The 18,903-nt window shown below is 70.8% G+C and carries 12 protein-coding genes; all 12 read right to left on the bottom strand.

Annotated features, from left to right (window positions below):
* Nucleotides 1–104: 104 nt before the first annotated feature.
* Nucleotides 105–2,213: a hypothetical protein gene (locus ABZ880_RS06900; protein WP_361258028.1), complete on the bottom strand. Its 2,109-nt coding sequence runs from the start codon at nucleotides 2,211–2,213 to the stop codon at nucleotides 105–107.
* Between the two features lie 181 nt (nucleotides 2,214–2,394).
* Nucleotides 2,395–3,891: a bifunctional cytidylyltransferase/SDR family oxidoreductase gene (locus tag ABZ880_RS06895; protein ID WP_361258025.1), complete on the bottom strand. Its 1,497-nt coding sequence runs from the start codon at nucleotides 3,889–3,891 to the stop codon at nucleotides 2,395–2,397.
* Between the two features lie 183 nt (nucleotides 3,892–4,074).
* The gene (locus tag ABZ880_RS06890; RefSeq protein WP_361258022.1) at nucleotides 4,075–5,232 is read right to left on the bottom strand and encodes a hypothetical protein; all 1,158 of its coding nucleotides are present in this window, start codon (nucleotides 5,230–5,232) and stop codon (nucleotides 4,075–4,077) included.
* A 95-nt stretch (nucleotides 5,233–5,327) separates the two neighbouring features.
* Nucleotides 5,328–6,878: an alkaline phosphatase D family protein gene (locus ABZ880_RS06885; protein ID WP_361258019.1), complete on the bottom strand. Its 1,551-nt coding sequence runs from the start codon at nucleotides 6,876–6,878 to the stop codon at nucleotides 5,328–5,330.
* Nucleotides 6,879–7,082: 204 nt separating this feature from the next.
* The gene (locus ABZ880_RS06880) at nucleotides 7,083–8,573 is read right to left on the bottom strand and encodes an FG-GAP-like repeat-containing protein (RefSeq protein WP_361258016.1); all 1,491 of its coding nucleotides are present in this window, start codon (nucleotides 8,571–8,573) and stop codon (nucleotides 7,083–7,085) included.
* Between the two features lie 55 nt (nucleotides 8,574–8,628).
* Complete coding sequence (locus ABZ880_RS06875; RefSeq protein ID WP_361258013.1) at nucleotides 8,629–9,162, bottom strand: FG-GAP repeat protein; 534 nt, start codon at nucleotides 9,160–9,162, stop codon at nucleotides 8,629–8,631.
* 32 nt (nucleotides 9,163–9,194) lie between these two features.
* On the bottom strand, nucleotides 9,195–10,676 hold the full coding sequence (locus ABZ880_RS06870; RefSeq protein ID WP_361258010.1) for an FG-GAP-like repeat-containing protein: 1,482 nt from the start codon (nucleotides 10,674–10,676) through the stop codon (nucleotides 9,195–9,197).
* Nucleotides 10,677–10,711: 35 nt separating this feature from the next.
* Nucleotides 10,712–12,145: a VCBS repeat-containing protein gene (locus tag ABZ880_RS06865; protein WP_361258008.1), complete on the bottom strand. Its 1,434-nt coding sequence runs from the start codon at nucleotides 12,143–12,145 to the stop codon at nucleotides 10,712–10,714.
* Between the two features lie 207 nt (nucleotides 12,146–12,352).
* Nucleotides 12,353–13,795, bottom strand: coding sequence for a GTPase ObgE (gene obgE / locus ABZ880_RS06860; RefSeq protein WP_361258005.1), 1,443 nt, complete (start codon nucleotides 13,793–13,795; stop codon nucleotides 12,353–12,355).
* A 134-nt stretch (nucleotides 13,796–13,929) separates the two neighbouring features.
* Nucleotides 13,930–14,184 carry a 50S ribosomal protein L27 gene (rpmA, locus tag ABZ880_RS06855; protein WP_361258002.1) on the bottom strand — a complete coding sequence of 85 codons (255 nt, stop codon included), beginning with the start codon at nucleotides 14,182–14,184 and terminating at the stop codon, nucleotides 13,930–13,932.
* A gap of 14 nt (nucleotides 14,185–14,198) precedes the next feature.
* Complete coding sequence (gene rplU, locus ABZ880_RS06850; protein WP_004931419.1) at nucleotides 14,199–14,519, bottom strand: 50S ribosomal protein L21; 321 nt, start codon at nucleotides 14,517–14,519, stop codon at nucleotides 14,199–14,201.
* Between the two features lie 243 nt (nucleotides 14,520–14,762).
* Nucleotides 14,763–18,752: an Rne/Rng family ribonuclease gene (locus tag ABZ880_RS06845; protein WP_361257999.1), complete on the bottom strand. Its 3,990-nt coding sequence runs from the start codon at nucleotides 18,750–18,752 to the stop codon at nucleotides 14,763–14,765.
* Nucleotides 18,753–18,903: the final 151 nt, after the last annotated feature.

The raw sequence follows: 18,903 nt of genomic DNA, 5'->3' as shown, positions 1-18,903 counted from the left end.
CAGGTACGGACACCGAGACATACGTAAAAGGGCCCGGTTTTCGAGGATCACTCCTCGAAAACCGGGCCCTTCTCACCTTTTTCACACGGTGCGGGGCTGCTCTCTCATGCGGTGGGCGGCTGCGCCGACAGCGCGTCCGAGAGCTCGTCCGCCCCGGGGGTGCCGGCCGCGGCGGCCCGCGACTCCTGGCCGAGGTTGCGCGTCTCGGCCTTGAGCGCCAGGTCCGCCACCGCGGTGTTGAACTGCTCGATGGACGTGGGCTCGTCCGGGCCGAGCAGGTACTGCTTCAGCTCCTTGCGGTCCTCGGCCAGCGGGTCGGCCGCGGGGTCGCGGACTGCGCTCAGCAGCTCGTCCAGCTCCGATGCGCCGTTGGACAGGATCGTCGCGGCGCGCACGGCCGTGTTCTGCCGCTTGAACTCCTCCACGCCCAGTTCGGCGGAGTCCGTGACGGCGTACGGCTTGCCGCTGGCGATGAAGTCGGAGACCACGGAGGAGATGTCGGAGACCATCGCGTCGGAGACGTTGAAGCAGTCGTACAGGCGCGGCTCGGCGCCAGAGATCACACGGTGCTCGAAGCTGCCGAAGGAACGCCAGTACGCGTCGTTCCACTCGCCGCGCAGCCGGGCGACCTCCTCGTGCTTCTTGAGGTCGACGACGCCGTCACGCGTGGCCTCGGCCTCGTCGCCCTTGTCGCCCCCGGTGCCGGACAGCTCGGCGAGGCGCGCCTCGATCCGGGTGAGCTCGGCCTTGGCCTGCGCCAGGGCGGCGGCATCGGCCTTGAAGCGGGGGTCGGCGGCGCGCTCGGCGGCGGCCTTCTCCACCAGGGCGACGATGCGCTGGTGCGCGGCGCCGGCCTCCTTGCTGACAGTGCCGGTGAACGGGTGCGCCTTGTAGAGGACGCGGACCGGCGGATCGGCCTGCACCAGCTTCTTCACGATGTTCTCGCCCGCGAGCACGATCGAGGTGTTGCCCGGGTCGCCGTCCCATCCCTCCCAGGTGGGCGCGTACAACACGGTGGGGCAGCGTCCGTCAGCGGCTCCGCCGCGGGGGCCGTCCGGCACGCCGTCCCAGCCCAGGATCGGCGCCAGCTGCGGGCGGCCGACCTCCACGATGTCGTCGTCGCGGACGCCGACGTCGGCGATGGCGTAGCGGTCGCGGCCGGCCCGCCCTGCGGTCCACACCTCGTCGTACACCTTGCTGAACGGGTTGACGCTGGCGAGCTTGTCGCTGTCGCCGTGGCCGATGAAGACGTGCTTCATGGTGGGGACGCGCAGCAGGTGGATGTTCTTGCCGACGTTGGCCGCGTACAGCGCGACGCGCACGTTCGACAGGTCCAGGTTCATCAGGTGCACACCGCCGGGCACGCAGATGACGGGGACCGTGGTCGGTGCCAGGTTGGCCAGGATCACGCGCTCGCGCAGGACGACCAGCGGCTTGGAGTCCAGCTGCTCCATGGTCTCCAGCCACATGTTGACCTGGTACGCGGAGTCCTTGGAGCCCGAGAAGTAGAGCACCGTCTCCGGCTTGTACTCGTGCAGCCAGTCGTCGACGGCCGCCAGCACCTTCTCCGCGTTCGGCGGGACCTTGCTGCCGCGGACGTACGGCATCAGCGCGAGGACGTACAGGCAGCCCAGGAAGATCGTGACACCGATGCCGATGAAGCCGGGCACGGACGACTCGATCTCCGCGGCGACCAGGATGCCGGCGACGGCCGCCAGGTCGAGGTGGAGCATCTTCTCGGCCGAGCGGTTCAGCAGCCTGCGCGGCGGCGCGTCCGGGATGCGGATGCGCGACTTCAGGTCGACGTTGCGGGTGGCGACCGGCATCCGGCGGCGGTTGCGGATCAGCGTGACCAGGGCGCCGTGCGGGGCCTGGAGGCCGTAGAAAGCGATGAAGCAGGCGACCGCGCCGTAGTAGATCAGGTTGTCCGCGAGGGACAGCCGGGCCAGCAGCAGGATGAGCAGCAGTTCTCGGATCAGGAAGCGGATCGAGAGACCTGCGCGGACCTTGCTGAGGCGGTTGACCAGGTAGCTGCCCTTGCGGTGCAGATAGTGGTCCGCCAGGTACGTCACGGCGGCCGCTGCCGCGAAGGCGGGGACGCTCGGGACGAGCGCGGCCAGCATGAGCGCCGGGAAGCCCAGCATCATGAGCGCCGCCGCGGCCAGCTCGGCCGCGCTGCCCACCCGGGCGACGCGAATAGCGGTGGATATCACGGAGAACCTGCTCTGGGAGGGGGAGTGCCGGTTTTGTTCTGAAGTGCGCAGGATTTGTGGCAATTCGTCGGGTGTTTTGTCTGGTGTACGGATTCAGGCCCCTGCGAAGCCCCGGTCAATGCACTGCATTAACACCGGAAAGCAGAGGCCTGAATAACGGAAGACTAATTCCCGTCGATTATTACATGCCGTCCTGGCGGTCCAGAACCGAGGCCAGCGCCTGCTCGAAGCCGGAGGCCTTGGCCGCGCCCGCCGTCGGGTCCTGCTGGCGGACGTCGATGACGTGTCCGGTCAGCTCGGACAGCAGCACGTCGAGCGAGGTGCGGGCCACCGCCTCGGAGGAGAGCAGCGAGCCCGCGGGCTCCTGGCCGAAGGCCTTGGTGCGCATCGGCGTCGCGGTGCGCTCCGGGTTGATGCAGTTGACGCGGATGCCGTCGCCGGCCCACTCGTCGGACAGGGCCTGGGTGAGGTTCACCATGGCGGCCTTGGTCGAGGAGTAGAGGCTGTACTCGGCGCGACCGCGGGTGTAGCTGCTGGAGGTGTAGAGGAGCAGCTGGCCCTTGGTCTCCGACAGGTACTTGTAGCTCGAACGTGCGATCTGCACCGGCGCCAGGTAGTTGACCTTCAGCGCTTCCTCGATGGTCGCGTTGTCGGTCTCGGCCAGCTTGCCGATGCGCAGGACGCCCGCGGTGTTGACGACGTAGTCGATCCGGCCGGTCTCCGCGTACGCCTTGGACAGCGCGTCGTCGACCTCCTCCGGGTTCTCCACGTGCGTGCCGGTGGTGGAGCGGCCGAGCGCGTACACCTTGGAGCCGTAGGACTCGGCCAGCTCGGCGATGTCCTTGCCGATGCCGTAGGAGCCGCCGAAGATCACGACCGTCTTGCCGGTGAGCAGCTCGCGGTAGGCCTCCTCGCTGACCTGCTCCGGAGCCGCCGTGGAGGCCAGCTGGAACAGCTTGTCGGCGATGAAGACGTCGACGGGCTGGGTGACCTTCATGTTGTACTCGTCGCCCGCGACGACGTGGATCGGCACGTCCGGCAGGTACTTCAGTACGACGGAGCAGTCGTCCGTGGCCTGGAAGTTGGGGTCGCCGGCCGCGACCTCGTAGGCGCGCCGGATCGTGGACAGCTTGAAGGCCTGCGGCGTCTGGCCGCGGCGCAGCCGGGAGCGGTCCGGGATCTCGGTGATGAACTCGCCGTCCTCGCCGTGCGTGCGGGTCACGATGATCGTGTCCGCGGACGGGATGGCGACGTCGACGGCCTGGTAGCGCTCCAGCGCGACCACACAGTCGTCGATCACTCGCTGCGCCAGCAGGGGGCGTACGGCGTCGTGGAACAGGACGTTGAGGTCCTCGCCCTCGGCCAGGCCCTCGCCGAGGGCCTCGATGGCTCGCTCGGTGGTCTCGTTCCGGGTCGAGCCGCCCTCGATGATCTTCTTGACCTTCTTGAACCCGGCCTTGGCGACGATCTTCTCGATGTCGGGGACGTAGCCCGGCGCCATCAGCACGATGACGTCGTCGATCGAGTCGGCCTTCTCGAAGGTGGTCAGGGTGTGCTCGATGACTGCCTTGCCGGCGATCTTCAGCAGCTGCTTGGGGATCGACAGACCCACGCGCTGGCCGGTACCACCGGCCAGGACTACTGCGGTGGTACGGGGCTTGGCTATGTGCTGGGACACAGAGGACCTACCTTGGGGCGACAGGGAACTACGAAATGGTCCCACTTGCGGTTACCGCTGTGCAAGGTGAGCGCCCTCCGCTGCATATGTGCGCGCTACCTGTCATTCACCTTGCACTGCTGGTGACGGTGGGACGGCCTTCGTGAGCCCCGTTGGAATTGCTGTGAGTAACTGCACAACGAGTCAGTGCCGCCGCAGCTTCTTCAGACAACGGTGGCCGAGCACCTTCACGAGTTCCACCGACGACGTCTGGTGAACCGTACGTGCTTTGGCGGGAGTGGTGTGCCGGACGGGGGCGGCGGCCGCGGCGGCGAGAGCGCCGTACAGAGCCTGCGCCGCCACCTCGGGCGCGATCCGCGGCTCCTCCGACGCCTGCCCGGACGGCTTCGGCACGGCGGACAGCAGCCCCGGATCGCCCAGGACGCGTACCCCCATTTGAGCGATGCGGTCAATCATCTCGGCGGCCGTCCCCGCGGCGGCCTCGACCGCCCACCGGGGCGTCGAGATCTTCACGTCCTGCGGCGTGGGACTGCACGCGTTCTTCATATGCATGACCGCGCCGTTGCGGATGAGCGTGGAATAGAGCTCGTCGGGCAGTCCATTGCCGCGGAATTCCTTATTAAGATTCCGCAGCATTTCGGTCTCGGCGAGAGTAAGGGAACGATTGGCCGTGTCCGGAACCGGCTGCAGGAGATTGTCGGGCAGTCCGAGCAGCGCCTCGAAGGTGCGCATCAGCCCGCCCCGGTCGCGGTCGTCGACCACGACCACGGTGATCCGCTCCGGGCCGACCACCCGGGCCCAGCGCTCCACCAGCCGGTCGTGCCGGTGCCGGCGCCAGAAGCTGGGAGTGGGCTTCTCGTACGGGGCCTTCTTCAGCATGTGCTTCAGCCAGTCCTCGTAACCCATCCGAAGACCGTTCTGTACGTACTGCTGCCACTGCGAGGGCATGATCTTCGCCAGCGGGCGCAGGGTGACGAGGATGTGCACGCGGTCGCCACCGAGCTGCTCGACGATCCGGGCGATCGTCGCGTCGTCCTCGGCGTCCGCGAAGAACTCGCTGCTGACGACCGAGGTGCGCTTGCCGGTTGCCTCGACCTGCTCCAGCAGCTTCGTCCAGTGCCGGTCGGTGGGCACGGTGTCGCCCATCATCGCCGGGCGGGCGCAGGCGGCCAGCGCGGCCTCCATGGGGTGCCGGGTGTGCGCCGGGAACTCCACGCCGTACGCGGGCAGTTGGTCCTTCGCGGCGAACAGCGCGCCCTGGATCGAGGTCGTCCCGGTCTTGTGCGGGCCGATGTGCAGCAGCCGGGTGCCCGCGGGCAGTCTCGTACAGTCCGTCTCCATGGTTAAGGGACGGTAAGAGGCATACCTGAGACTTACCTGAGAGAGACCTGGGACACAGATGAGTCCCAGGCTCCCGTCACACAGACTTCATGCGGCTAGACGAGTTCTACGCCAGGACGCCCGTTCTCCACCCGGAGACTTGCCAGCGTGCTCGCCGTCGCCGTCGGCCGGACGACCGTGTCGACCACCCGCACCTGCGCGTCGATGCCGTTCCGGTCGATGTCGAAGAGGTGGTAGCCGCGGTGGGCGTCGATCAGCTTCCAGTGCGGGTTGTCCGCCTTCAGCGGGTCCCACTGGGCGTGGAAGGCGGCCTGGTCCTGGTCGCCGTTGCTGGAGATGGACGTCCCCACGAACTCGGCGCCGACGACGTCGGAGTCCGGGTCGTCGTAGTCGGTCCTGAGGTCGCTGATCATCGTGAGGTGGCGGTCGCCGCTGAGCACGACCGGGTTGCGGATGTCGGCGAAGTCCTCCAGCAGGGCGTTGCGTTCGACCTGGTAGCCGTCCCAGGCGTCGTAGTACCAGAGCTTGCCCTCGCCGATCTGCAGATCGGTCTCGGCCATCATTATCTGCGAGGCGATCAGGTTCCAGCGGGCCGGCGAGTCCTGCAGCCCGTCCAGGAGCCACTCCTTCTGCTCGGCGCCGAGCATCGTGAGCGCCGGGTTCTCGGCGGCCGCCTGGCTGGTCACCTGGTCGCTGCGGAACTGCCGGGTGTCGAGCACGTTCAGGCGGGCGAGACGGCCGAACTCCAGTCGGCGGTACATCTGGATGTGCGGGCCGTTGGGGACGGCGCTCGCGCGGACCGGCATGTGCTCGTAGTACGCCTGGAAGGCCGCCGTCAGCCGGGCCACGAACGCGTCGTGCGACTGCTTGTCGGGGTCCTGCGGGATCTCGCCGGCCCAGTCGTTGTCGACCTCGTGGTCGTCGAAGGTGACCACCCAGGGGGCGTTCGCGTGCATCGCGGCGAGGTCGGGGTCGGAGCGGTACTGCGCGTACCGGTTGCGGTACTGGACCAGGGTGTACGGCTCCCCCGTGCCCTCGTGGCGGCGCGGACCCGCGGACGACGGCGTGGACTCGTAGATGTAGTCGCCGACGAAGAGCACGAAGTCGGGGTCCTGGGCGAGCATGTCGGCGTACGGCGTGAAGTAGCCGTGCTGCCAGTTCTGGCAGGAGGCGAGGGCGACCCGCAGCGAACCGCCCCTGCTGTGCGGGTGCGGGGCGGTACGGGTGCGGCCTGTGGGCGAGATCTGGCCGCTCACGCGGAAGCGGTACCAGTACGAGCGTCCCGGGCGCAGGCCGCGTACATCGACGTGAACGCTGTGCCCGTACTCGGGCCGGGCCTGGGCGACGCCCCGGCGCGCGGGCTTTCTGAACCGCTCGTCCTCGGCGATCTCCCACTCGACCGGGATCACGCTGTCGGGCATGCCGCCGCCGTTCAGCGGGTCCGGGGCGAGCCGGGTCCACAGCACGATGCCGTCGTGGAGCGGGTCACCGGAGGCGACGCCGAGGCTGAACACGCCGTCGGGCAGGGTGGTTTCGGCGGCTCGGGCGGTGCCGGGCAGCCACAGCTGGGCGGAGGCGGCGGCGCCGAGTACGGCGGCACCGGCGGTCAGAAAGCGGCGTCGGTCGGGCGAGCTTGCTCCGGTCATCGGCGAACTCCCTTGCCTCGCAGGCCTCTTGGACACGTGAAAGCTCACGCAGCCGGGCGGTCCACCCGCTGAACGCAGACCTTCGCGTGCATGACAAATGGGCAGACAACAGAAGACCCGTTGCGACACAGGAACAACGGAATGAGCGTGCTCTGGTCACAACGGGTCTCGCGTCACATCAATTGACGCGTATCGCAAGGATGTTCAGTACGAGAAGTTCGAGCCGAATTTGGCGTTCGTGCCGTCGGTGCCGAGCCAGGTGTTGCCGAAGGCGCTCGTGGCGTTCGGCGTGACGATGAGGGTCGGACTGGACTTGAAGTGCCAGATGAACCCGGAGTTGCCGTTCTCCCCCGGTGCGCCCACGGCCACGTCCGCCGGCCCGTCGCCGTTGGAGTCGCCGAGGTGCACGGCCCGGCCGAAGGCGTCGCCCTTCTCGGCCGTGCCGGGCACGTTGCCGGTGCTCTGCGTGACGACCTGGGCGCCGGTGCCGGTCAGTCCGGCCGCGCTGCCGTGCAGGAGGACGACGGCGCCCGCGTCGGCGACGGAGCCGAGGTCCTCGCCGGGCACACCGGTGAGCACGTCGGGGTAGCCGTCGCCGTCGACGTCGCCGATCTGCACGTCGGTGCCGAAGTGGTCGCCCTTCTCGGCGGTGCCGGGCACCCCGGGCCGGTCCTGGTTGAGGAAGACCGCCTTGACGCCGTCGGGTCCGTCCGCGGTGCCCGGGATCCAGGCGACACGGCCGCCCTTGACGTACGGGTTGTCGAGGTCGCTGTCGTAGCCGTCGACGGCACGGCCCACGACGATGTCGTCGTAGCCGTCCTGGTTGATGTCGCCGACGTCGAGGTTCTCGCCGCCCTGGAGGCCGGCACCGTCGATGTCGTAGACCAGCGTGTACGGCGTCAGCCCTTGATGCGTGCCCAGCCAGTACACCACCCGGCGGGAGTCGTACTCGTCCTCGTCGTTCTCGGTGGCGGCGACGTCGGTGATGCCGTCGCCGTTGACGTCACCGGCGGCCAGGTCCAGGACGCGGCTGGAGTACCGGTCCTTCACGACCTGCTCACCCTGGTGTGAACCGTCGCGACCGAAGGGCCCCTTGAGGACACGCAGGTCGTGCTCGTTCTGCACGGTCACCACGTCGGTCGCCCCGTCGCCGTCGACATCGGCGACCGCGAGGTGACCCGCGGCGCCGAGGCGGTCGTAGGCACTCTGGCCGGTGGCCAGGGAGGAGGCGCCGGACAGCCCGCTCGCGCTGCCCCAGAACACCTCCACATAGCCGGAGTCGGTGCCTCCGGAGTCCGTGTCCTCGCCGCCGACGCCGACGATCAGGTCGGCGTACCCGTCCTTGTCGAGGTCGGCCGTGGTGAGCGCGCTGCCGAACCGGTCGTCCTTTTCGGCGGTGCCCGGAACGCCCGCGCTGTTCTGCGTGAACACCTTCTTGGCGCCGGTCACCCAGCCGTACCGGGTGCCGTACCGTACGGCGACGAACCCGGCCTGCGTCTTTCCGCCGACGGTCGCCGAGGGCGCCGCCACGGCGAGGTCGGCATAGCCGTCACCGTTGAAGTCGTCCCGCAGCTCGGCAGTGGCGGACCCGCTGTCGGCAACGGCGTGCGCGGCGGGCAGGGCGGCGGCTCCCGTGACGGCCATGACGACGGCGAGTCCCGTACGCCACGCCCCCCTGTGTCTGTGTCTGCTCATGCCGCTCTCCTGTTCTGGTCGTGATGCGGAGTTGCTCTACGCCGACACGGCCCCGTCAGCCCGTCAGCGAGGCCCCGAACCGCACCCCCGTCGCCGGCGCCCCCACCTTCGCCGCGCCGAACACGAACGTGCCGCGCGCCGTGATCCCGCCCGAGGTGCCCGGAAAGATCCACACGGCACCGTTGTTCGCGTTCTCGGCCGGATCCCCCACGGCCAACTCGGCCTTCTTGTCGCCCTTGGCGTCGACGAGGGCGGTCTGCGCGCCGAAGGCGTCCCCCTTCTCGGCGACGCCGGGCACCCCGCCGGTGTTCTGGCTGAACACCTTGGCTCCGCTGCCGGTCAGGCCGTTCGCACTGCCGCGCAGGACGAGCACGCGGCTGACTTGGTCTGCGGGGGCACCGACGGCCGGGTCGGGGCAGCCGTCGCCGTTGAAGTCGTCGTGCGGGCGCTTGGCGCGGTCCGTGGTCGCCGCCGTGGCCGGGGTGGCCGCGTGCACGGCGGGGACCGCCACCGCGCCCGCCGCGAGGGCGACCGCGGCGGCGAGGGCGAGCCGAACGGGACGGGACCGGCGGCGCCGGTAGGGAGCCATGGCAATCCTGACGTGGAGGCGATCGGGAAGGCTCAGCCGGCGAAACCCAGGCCGAGGTCGGCGTTGTCCGCGACGGTGCCGAGGGTGCCCGCGCCGAAGCTGGTCGAGCCGGAGGCGACGGGGCCCGTGCCGGGGTTGCGGAAGGACCAGACGGCACCGTCGAAGGTGTTCTCGCCCGAGGCGCCGACGTAGAGCTCCGCGCGGCCGTCGTGGTTGGTGTCGACCAGGGCGGTAGCGCTGCCGAAGAAGTCGTTCCGCTCGGCCGTGCCCGGGACGTTCGCGGTGTCCTGGTTGAAGGACACGGCACCGGTGCCGGTGAGGCCCGAGGCGCCGCCGCGCAGGACGGTGACCTGGCCCGCCCCGTACACACTGCCGAGGTCCTCGGACGGAGACCCGGCGGCGACGTCCGCGTAGCCGTCGCCGTTGACGTCGGCGACCGAGATGCCCCGGCCGAATCCGTCGCCCCACTCGGACGCGCCGGGCACGCCCGCGGTGTCCTGCGTGATGTTCGTCGTACGCGAGGTGTCCGGGCCGGCGGCCGAGCCGTACACGACGCCCACCTGACCGCCCTTGAGCTGCGGGTCGACCGAGGTGGACTCGCCGGAGCCGTCGTTGGGGCGGCCGATGACGAGGTCGGCGTACCCGTCCTTGTTCACGTCGCCGAGGCCGAGGCTCTCGCCGCCGCGGAACAGCGTGCCGCCGGGGTTCTTCAGGGTGACCGGGGCGGCCGGGCCGTCCTTCGTGCCGCGCACATAGACCGCACGGCGGTGCTTGGCGTCCGGGTTCGCCGTGTCGTCGTCGCTGTGGTCGTGGATGAGCCCGACCAGGTCGGTGATGCCGTCGTGGTCGACGTCACCGGCGGCCACGTCGTCGATGAAGTAGTCGGCGGATTCCAGCGCGAGGCCGCTCGTGCGCGCCGCGCCGGTGGTGCGGTCGAACGGCCCGTACAGGACCCGGTCGCCGGTCGCGATGTCCAGGTGGCCGTCGCCGTCGAAGTCGCCGAGCGCGGTGGTGACGTCGAGGTGCTTGTCGGCGGTGCCGGTGGCGACGGCGGTGCCGCCGGACAGTCCCTGGGCACTCCCCCACACCACGGCCAGGGTGCCCGCGTAGCTGACGTCACCGACGCCCTCGCCGGGCGCGCCGACCACCAGGTCCGCGTAGCCGTCGCCGTTCAGGTCACCGGCGGCGAGGCTGTCGCCGTAGCGGTCGTAGGTCTCGGCGGCGCCCGGTATGCCGGCGGTGTCCTGGCTGATGACCTGCTTGTGCGAGGGGGTGGCGCCGTGGGCGGAGCCGTAGACCACCGCCACGTATCCGGCACCGGAATGGCCGTTGACCTTGGCCCCGGGGGCGGCGACGGCGACGTCCGCGTAGCCGTCGCCGTTGAAGTCGGTGTGCGGCTTGGCCGTGGCCGCCGTGACGTCGGCGGCGTGCGCGGTCACGGGGGCGACGACGGCTCCGGCGACGGCTGTCGCGGCCGCGAGTCCGATACCGCGACCGAACGTGCGCTTGCTCATGGTGCTCCTGTCGTTGTGGGGGGTTGCTGGGCAGGTCAGTGCGTGAACTCGCCGCCGAGACGGGCGAGTTGAGGGTTCGTGCCGAGGGCCGCGGCACCGAAGGAGACGGAGCCGGTGGCAGTGACGCCCGAGGCGCTGGACCGGAAGCCCCAGATCGAACCGGCGTCGGCGTTCTCACCAGGGGCACCGACGACGAGATCCGCACGGCCGTCGTGATCGAGGAAGGTGACGGCTTCGCCGAAGCGGTCGGCGCGCTCGGCGGTGCCGGGGACGCCCGCCGTGTTCTGGCTGAACACCTTCGAGCCGACACCGGTCGGCCCCGCGGCGGCGCCGGGGACGACGGTGACCGTGCCGGCGTCCGTCACGCCGGAGAAGTCCTCGTAGGGGTTGCCGACCGCGATGTCGGCGTAGCCGTCGCCGTTCACGTCGCCGACGGCGACGTCCGCGCCGAAGAGGTCGCCCGGCTCCCCGACGCCGGGCACGCCGGGTGTGTCCTGGTCGATCATGCGTGGGTCCCCGGTCTGCGGGCCCTGCGCCGTGCCGAAGACGATGCCGATCCGTGAGCCGTACTCGCTCGGGTCGGCGGGCTCGTCGCCCGAGTTGGCCGACCAGGGGCGCCCGAACACGACGTCGTCGCGGCCGTCGCCGTCGAGGTCGCCGAGCGCGATGCTCTCGCCGCCCTCGATGTCCAGGCCCCGGCCGTCCTTCAGCGTGGTGATCGGGGCGAGACCGTCCCGGGTGCCGCGCAGATAGTGGAGGTCGTGGCCGACGTTGATGTCCTCCGGGTCGTCGAAGTCGAACGGCCCGGTGAGCGACACGAGATCGGTGATGCCGTCGCCGTCGACGTCCCCCGCGGCCAGATCCAGCAGCTGCTGGTCGCCGTCGGTGACGGAGATGTCCTGGGTCCGGGCGGCCGCGCCGCCGCGGGTGAAGGGGCCGAACCTGACGCCTTCGGCCAGCGCCAGGTCGACATGACCGTCGCCGTCGAAGTCTCCGGCGGTGACCCGGGACGTGTACGGGAGGGTGGTCGGCGGCAGGATCGTCCCGCCGGACAGGCCTCCCCTCCCGCCCCAGAGCACGGTCACACTGCCGTGCCGGGCCGCCCCGCCCTGCTGCCAGTCCTCCCCGGCCGCCGGGACCACGAGGTCGGTGTAACCGTCGCCGTCCAGATCACCGGCGGTGAGATGCGCACCGAACGAGTCGCCCGCCTCGGGAGAGCCGGGCACGCCCGCGGTCGCCTGCGTGAGGACCTTCTTGCTCGCGAGGTTCAGCCCGTGCGCCGAGCCGTACACGACGGCGACGTAACCGGCGCCCTTCTTGCCGCCGACGGTGGCATACGGCGCCCCCGTGGCGAGGTCCTCGTACCCGTCGCCGTTGAAGTCCTGCCGCACGCTCTGCACGGCAGAGGACTGCGCATGGGCGACCGGCGACACGACGGCCGTCCCGGCCACCAGGGCGATCGCAACCACGACGGCACGCCGCGATCTGGGCACAACAACGGACTCGGACACGTCGACTCCGGGAGTCTGAAGGGCAGTTGACGGCGGCGGGATCCAAGATCCTCATCCACGTTGCCCAGTACGACTCACCGTGGGGCGAAGGGGTTGCCCTGGGGTGCGCCGCAAATTCTCCCGGTGTTAACCGAACCGACCGGCGGCGCCGAAACCGCCGCCCGCCTACTCGCCGAACGGTTCGAAGTCGCCGTACTCCCGAAACGCCTCGTCCCGCTCCGCGTCCCGGTCCCGTCGCCGCTGCGCCGCAGGCCTGGGCGCCTCGAACCGGTGGTCCTCGCCCCGTCGGCCCAGCATCTCCGCGCCGGACATCATCGACGGCTCCCAGTCGAAGACGACCGCGTTGTCCTCGGGCCCGATGGCGACACCGTCACCGGCCCGGGCCCCGGCCTTCATCAACTCCTCTTCCACACCAAGGCGGTTGAGCCGGTCGGCGAGATACCCCACGGCCTCGTCGTTGTTGAAGTCGGTCTGCCGCACCCAGCGTTCGGGCTTCTCGCCCCGCACCCGGAACAGCCCCTCGTCCTCGCGCGTCACCGCGAAGCCCGCGTCGTCGACGGCCTTGGGCCGGATCACGATCCGCGTCGCCTCTTCCTTCGGCTTCGCGGCCCGCGCCTTCCCGACCAGGTCGGCGAGCGCGAACGACAGCTCCTTCAGCCCCATGTGCGCGACCGCCGACACCTCGAAGACCCGGTACCCCCGCGCCTCCAGATCCGGCCGCACCATCTCGGCGAGGTCCTTGCCGTCCGGTACGTCGATCTTGTTGAGGACGACGATCCGCGGCCGCCGGTCGAGCCCGCCGTACTGCTTCAGCTCCTCCTCGATGACATCGAGGTCGGAGACGGGGTCCCGCTCGGACTCCAGCGTCGCGGTGTCCAGCACATGCACGAGCACACTGCACCGCTCCACGTGCCGCAGGAACTCCAGGCCCAGCCCCCTGCCCTGGCTGGCACCCGGGATCAGCCCCGGCACGTCGGCGATGGTGTAGACGGTCGAACCGGCCGTCACCACACCCAGGTTGGGGACGAGCGTCGTGAACGGATAGTCCGCGATCTTCGGCTTGGCGGCGCTCAGCACCGAGATCAGCGAGGACTTCCCCGCACTCGGGTATCCGACCAGCGCCACGTCGGCGACGGTCTTCAACTCCAGGACGATGTCGTCCAGATCCCCCGGCTCGCCGAGCAGCGCGAAGCCGGGCGCCTTGCGCCGCGCGGAGGCCAGCGCCGCGTTGCCGAGCCCGCCGCGGCCGCCCTGCGCGGCGACGTACGACGTGCCGTGCCCGACGAGGTCGGCGAGGACATTGCCCGCCTTGTCGAGGACGACCGTGCCGTCCGGCACCGGCAGCACCAGGTCCTGACCGTCCTTGCCGGAACGGTTGCCGCCCTCACCGGGCTTGCCGTTGGTGGCCTTGCGGTGCGGGGAGTGGTGGTAGTCGAGCAGCGTGGTGACCGACTGGTCGACGGTGAGGATCACGTCCCCGCCGCGCCCGCCGTTGCCGCCGTCGGGCCCGCCGAGCGGCTTGAACTTCTCACGGTGGACGGAGGCACAGCCGTGACCTCCGTTACCCGCGGCGACATGCAGTTCGACGCGGTCCACGAAGGTGGTCATGGGATGTGCCTCCAGCACTGCGAAAACGTACGGATATGTCTCTGCTCTAACACGCGAAAGGCGGACCCGCCTTCCCGATCCGGGAAGTGAGGTCCGCCTCGCGAAACGTTCGGTCTAGCCGTGAATCAGAAGACTCAGGCGACCGGAACGATGTTCACGACCTTGCGGCCACGGTGGGTACCGAACTCCACCGCACCGGCCTGCAGCGCGAACAGCGTGTCGTCGCCGCCACGGCCGACGCCCGCACCGGCGTGGAAGTGGGTGCCGCGCTGGCGGACCAGGATCTCACCCGCGTTGACGACCTGACCGCCGAAGCGCTTCACGCCGAGGCGCTGAGCGTTGGAGTCACGACCGTTACGGGTGGACGATGCGCCCTTCTTGTGTGCCATCTCTCCTCAGTCCCTTACTTCGCAGCCGCGGGGATCTCAGTGACCTTGATCGCCGTGTACTGCTGGCGGTGGCCCTGACGACGGCGGTAGCCGGTCTTGTTCTTGTAGCGCAGAATGTCGATCTTCTGGCCCTTGTGGTGGTCCACGACCTCGGCCTGGACCTTGATGCCGGCCAGCACCCACGGGTCGCTGGTCACAGCGTCGCCGTCGACAACGAGCAGGGTCGAGAGCTCGACCGTGTCGCCAACCTTGGCGGTGGAAATCTTGTCAACCTCAACGATGTCGCCGACAGCAACCTTGTGCTGGCGACCACCGCTGCGCACGATGGCGTACACGCGGATCTCACTCTCTCGCTCGGGAACGGCACCCCCGCAGTCCAGCCGCCCGACACGGGCAGCCTCTCCGGAGCACCCAGTGCCCTGGAGGAAGAAGGTTTACGGGGATGTGGCGCGCCCATATCCAAGGACACGCCGACGGTCAAGGTTACGGGGCCGTGGCCGAGGGGGTCAAACCGGGCCGGGTCCCGCCGGTATGCGGCCGATCACATCGACCGGCCGCACACCCGCACCTCGTACTGCTCAGCTCTCGTCGGCGGCGGCCGAGACCGTGGTCTTCTTCGCCGTCGACTTGGCTGCGGCCGTCTTGGCGGTCTTCGCCGCCTTCTTGGCCGTGGCCTTCTTCGCCACCGTCTTCTTGGCCGCCGTCTTCTTGGTGGCGGCCTTCTTCGCGGTGGCCTTCTTGGCCGTCTTACGGGCCGTCTTCTTGGCCGGAGCGGCCTCCTCGGCGCCTTCCTCGGCGGCCTCGGCAGCCTCCGCCGCCGACGGGACGACCACGACGGCCGTGTCCTCGGACGCGGTGGGCGCGGTCTCCTTGCGCACGGCACGGCGACGCGGACGGGCCGGGGCGGCACTCTCGGCCGGGGCCTCGGGCTCCGCCGCCGCCTCCGCGACCGGCTCGGCCTCCGCCACCGGCGCCGTCTCGGCGACCGTCACCACGGCGGCCTCGGCACCCGCGGGCGACCCGGCCGGCGCGGACACCTTGCGGGTCGCACGACGGCGCGTACGCCCCTTGGGCGCGGCCTCGTCGGCAGCGGGAGCCTCGGCCGGGACGACCGCGTCCTCCACGGCGGCGGGCTCGGCCAGCGCCTCGGCGGCGGGCTCCGGCTGCACCGGACGCTCCACCTCGGCCTCGGCCGTCACGTCCTGAGCCGTCGGCGCCTCGGCCTTCGCCTCCTCGCGCCTCGGCTCCTCGCGCCGGGGCGCACCCGCCGGGGCGGACGCCCGCCGGCTCGCGCGGCGCCGCGAGCGACCGCCGCGCGCCGCGGCCTCCGCCTCGGCGACGCTGCTGTACAGCTCCTCGTCCGGCGCGAAGGCGGGCTCGGCCAGCGCGACCGGCGCGGCGACCTCGGCGACGACCTCGGCCTCGGTCTCCGCCTCCTCCTCGACGGTCTCGGCCGACTCGACGGCGACGGCCGCCTCGTGCACGTGTCCGTCACCGCCGCGCCCGCGCTTCTTGCGCTTGCCGCCGCCACCGGCGGAGGTCGGCTGCTCCATGTGCACGATGACACCGCGGCCGTTGCAGTGGACGCAGGTCTCGGAGAAGGACTCCAGCAGGCCCTGGCCGACCCGCTTGCGGGTCATCTGGACCAGGCCCAGCGAGGTGACCTCCGCGACCTGGTGCTTCGTACGGTCCCGGCCCAGGCATTCGAGCAGGCGCCGCAGCACCAGGTCCCGGTTGGACTCGAGCACCATGTCGATGAAGTCGATGACGATGATGCCGCCGAGGTCGCGCAGCCGCAGCTGGCGGACGATCTCCTCGGCCGCCTCCAGGTTGTTCCTGGTGACGGTCTCCTCGAGGTTGCCGCCCTGGCCGGTGAACTTGCCGGTGTTGACGTCGACGACCACCATCGCCTCGGTCCGGTCGATCACCAGCGAACCGCCACTGGGCAGCCAGACCTTGCGGTCCAGCGCCTTGGCGAGCTGCTCGTCGATCCGGTACGTGGCGAAGACGTCGACCTCGGAGGTCCACTTCGACAGCCGGTCGGCGAGGTCGGGCGCGACGTGCGAGACGTATCCGTGGATGGTCTCCCACGCGTCGTCGCCGCTGACGACGACCTTGGTGAAGTCCTCGTTGAAGATGTCGCGGACGACCCGGACGGTCATGTCCGGCTCGCCGTACAGCAGCGTCGGGGCGTTGCCGTTCTTCGACTTCTTCTGGATGTCCTCCCACTGCGCCTGCAGTCGCTCGACGTCGCGGCGCAGCTCGTCCTCGCTCGCGCCCTCGGCGGCGGTGCGCACGATGACGCCCGCGTCCTCGGGGACGATCTTCTTGAGGATGGTCTTCAGCCGGGCCCGCTCGGTGTCGGGCAGCTTGCGGCTGATGCCGGTCATCGAGCCCTCGGGGACGTACACGAGGTAGCGGCCCGGGAGGGAGACCTGGCTGGTCAGACGCGCGCCCTTGTGCCCGATCGGGTCCTTGGTGACCTGCACGAGGACCGACTGGCCCGACTTGAGGGCGGACTCGATGCGGCGCGGCCCGTTGGCCATGCCCAGCGCCTCGAAGTTGACCTCACCGGCGTACAGGACGGCGTTGCGCCCCTTGCCGATGTCGATGAAGGCGGCCTCCATCGAGGGCAGCACGTTCTGCACCTTGCCCAGGTACACGTTGCCGACGTACGAGGTCGACTGCTCCTTGTTGACGTAGTGCTCGACGAGCACGCCGTCCTCCAGGACGCCGATCTGCGTGCGCTCACCGCTCTGCCGGACGACCATCACGCGCTCGACGGCCTCACGGCGGGCCAGGAACTCGGCCTCGGTGATGATCGGGACGCGACGGCGGCCCTGCTCACGGCCTTCGCGACGCCGCTGCTTCTTGGCCTCGAGACGGGTCGAGCCCTTGATGGACTGCACCTCGTCGGACGGCTCGGCCTTGGGGCGCGGCTCGCGGACCTTGACGACGGTGCGCTCGGGGTCGCCGTCGCCGGGCTCCGTGTCGACGGAGGAATCACCGGTGCGACGACGACGCCGACGGCGGCGACGGCTGGAGCTGGAACCGCCGGGCTCGTCGTGAGCCTCCTCGGCGTCCTCTTCCTCCTGCTCGGCGGTGTCCTCGGCGTCCTGCTCGGCCTGCGCGGCGGCCTCGTCGGACTCGTCCGACTCGTCCTCACCACCGGCCTCGGCCGACTCACCACGACGGCGGCGACGGCCACCGCGACGACGGCGACGGCGCGAACCGGTCTCCTCGGCCTCGTCACCGTCGGCGGAGTCCTCGACCGACTCCTCGGCCTCCTCCGCCTCTTCCTCCACGGCGGACTCGACGGCCGGCGTCTCGGCCTCCTCGCCGAAGGCGGCACCGCGACGACGACGCTTGCGCCGCGCCCCGGCCTGCTCCTCCGGAGCCTCCTCGGGCTCCACGGCCTCGGCCTCGGCGGCCGCTGCGGCGGCGGCCCGCTGCGGCGTCTGGAACTGCGGCTCGGTGAACACCGGCGCCTGGAACACGGCGACGGCAGGCCGAGCTGGCTTGCGTGCCTCCTCGTCCTCGGCGACGTCGGCGGCCGCAGCGGGCTCGGAGAACCCGGTCGCGGCCTTGCGGGCGACCCGGCGACGCCGACGCGGGGCGGCGTCGTCCTCGGCCTGGGCCGCAGCGGCGGCGGGCGCCTCCGGTTCTTCGGCAGCCGCGGTCACGGCCGGCTCCTCGGCCTCCGCGGCCTCGCCACCCTCGGGCGCGGACACGCGACGCGTGGCGCGGCGACGGGCACGGCGCGGAGCGGCCTCCTCGGCGGCTTCGTCGGACCCGGCCTCGGCGGACGCGGCAGGCTCGGCAACCTCGGCGGCGACGGGCTCTTCGGCCACGACGGCCGTCTCGGCCTCGGCGGACGCCGGAGCCCCGGCAGGCGCGGAGGCCCGGCGGGTCGCACGACGACGGGTGCGAGCGGCGGGCGCGGCCTCCTCGGCGGGCGCCTCGGCGACAGCCGCCGTCTCGTCCTCGCTGCTCTTGTCGGCGGCCACGGCCACCACGGTCTCGGCAGCCTCCGCGGACTCGGGCGCACCGGCGGGCGCGGACACGCGACGCGTGGCACGACGGCGGGTACGACGCGGAGCAGCGTCCTCGGCAGCTTCTTCGGCCACGGTGGCCTCCTCGGCCTCGGCGTTCACCGCGCTCTCCTCCACGGAGGCAGCGGCTGCGGGCACGACGGTCTCGGCGGCCTCGGCGGCGGCCGGAGCCCCGACGGGCGCGGATACGCGACGCGTGGCACGACGGCGGGTACGGCCGGCGGGCGCGGGTTCCTCGACAGGAGCGGACGCCTCTTCGGTCTCCTCGACCTCGGCGGCCTCTTCGATTTCCTCGGCCTCGGCGGCGACCACCGGCTCGGCGGTCTCCTCCTCGTCGGCCTTCTTCTCGTCGTCGGCCGGTATGGCCGGCGCGACGATCTCCTCCGGGGTTTCGGAGGCAGCCTCGACGGGTGGACCCGCCGGGCGCGACGCGGCACGGCGCCGACGACGCGGCGGCAGCGTGTCGCTGGGTGTGTTCAGTGCGGAACCCTCAGTGGGTTCGGTCGGTTCGAGCATGCGGGCATTTCTCCCGTCAGGCTCCCGGGCGCCGCGCCTGGTCCGGCATCGATCACCGTTGACGTCCGCGGCTCGCGCGGTGCGCGGTGCCGCCGTCCGGGGCGCGGGCGCCGCACGGGAGCTCTCTGTGTCCTGTCTCGCCGGTTCCGTA

Origin of the sequence: Streptomyces sp. NPDC047043 (genome assembly GCF_040644055.1) — a bacterium.
In the GTDB taxonomy this organism is placed as follows: domain Bacteria; phylum Actinomycetota; class Actinomycetes; order Streptomycetales; family Streptomycetaceae; genus Streptomyces.
Note: the sequence above shows the minus strand (reverse complement) of the source record. Positions and strands in the feature narration are given on the sequence as shown.

Coding starts and splice junctions, on each gene's coding strand:
- ABZ880_RS06890 (WP_361258022.1), bottom strand. CDS start 5,232: ATGGAGACGGACTGTACGAGACTGCCCGCGGGCACCCGGCTGCTGCAC.
- ABZ880_RS06885 (WP_361258019.1), bottom strand. CDS start 6,878: ATGACCGGAGCAAGCTCGCCCGACCGACGCCGCTTTCTGACCGCCGGT.
- ABZ880_RS06880 (WP_361258016.1), bottom strand. CDS start 8,573: ATGAGCAGACACAGACACAGGGGGGCGTGGCGTACGGGACTCGCCGTC.
- ABZ880_RS06875 (WP_361258013.1), bottom strand. CDS start 9,162: ATGGCTCCCTACCGGCGCCGCCGGTCCCGTCCCGTTCGGCTCGCCCTC.
- ABZ880_RS06870 (WP_361258010.1), bottom strand. CDS start 10,676: ATGAGCAAGCGCACGTTCGGTCGCGGTATCGGACTCGCGGCCGCGACA.
- obgE (WP_361258005.1), bottom strand. CDS start 13,795: ATGACCACCTTCGTGGACCGCGTCGAACTGCATGTCGCCGCGGGTAAC.
- rpmA (WP_361258002.1), bottom strand. CDS start 14,184: ATGGCACACAAGAAGGGCGCATCGTCCACCCGTAACGGTCGTGACTCC.
- ABZ880_RS06845 (WP_361257999.1), bottom strand. CDS start 18,752: ATGCTCGAACCGACCGAACCCACTGAGGGTTCCGCACTGAACACACCC.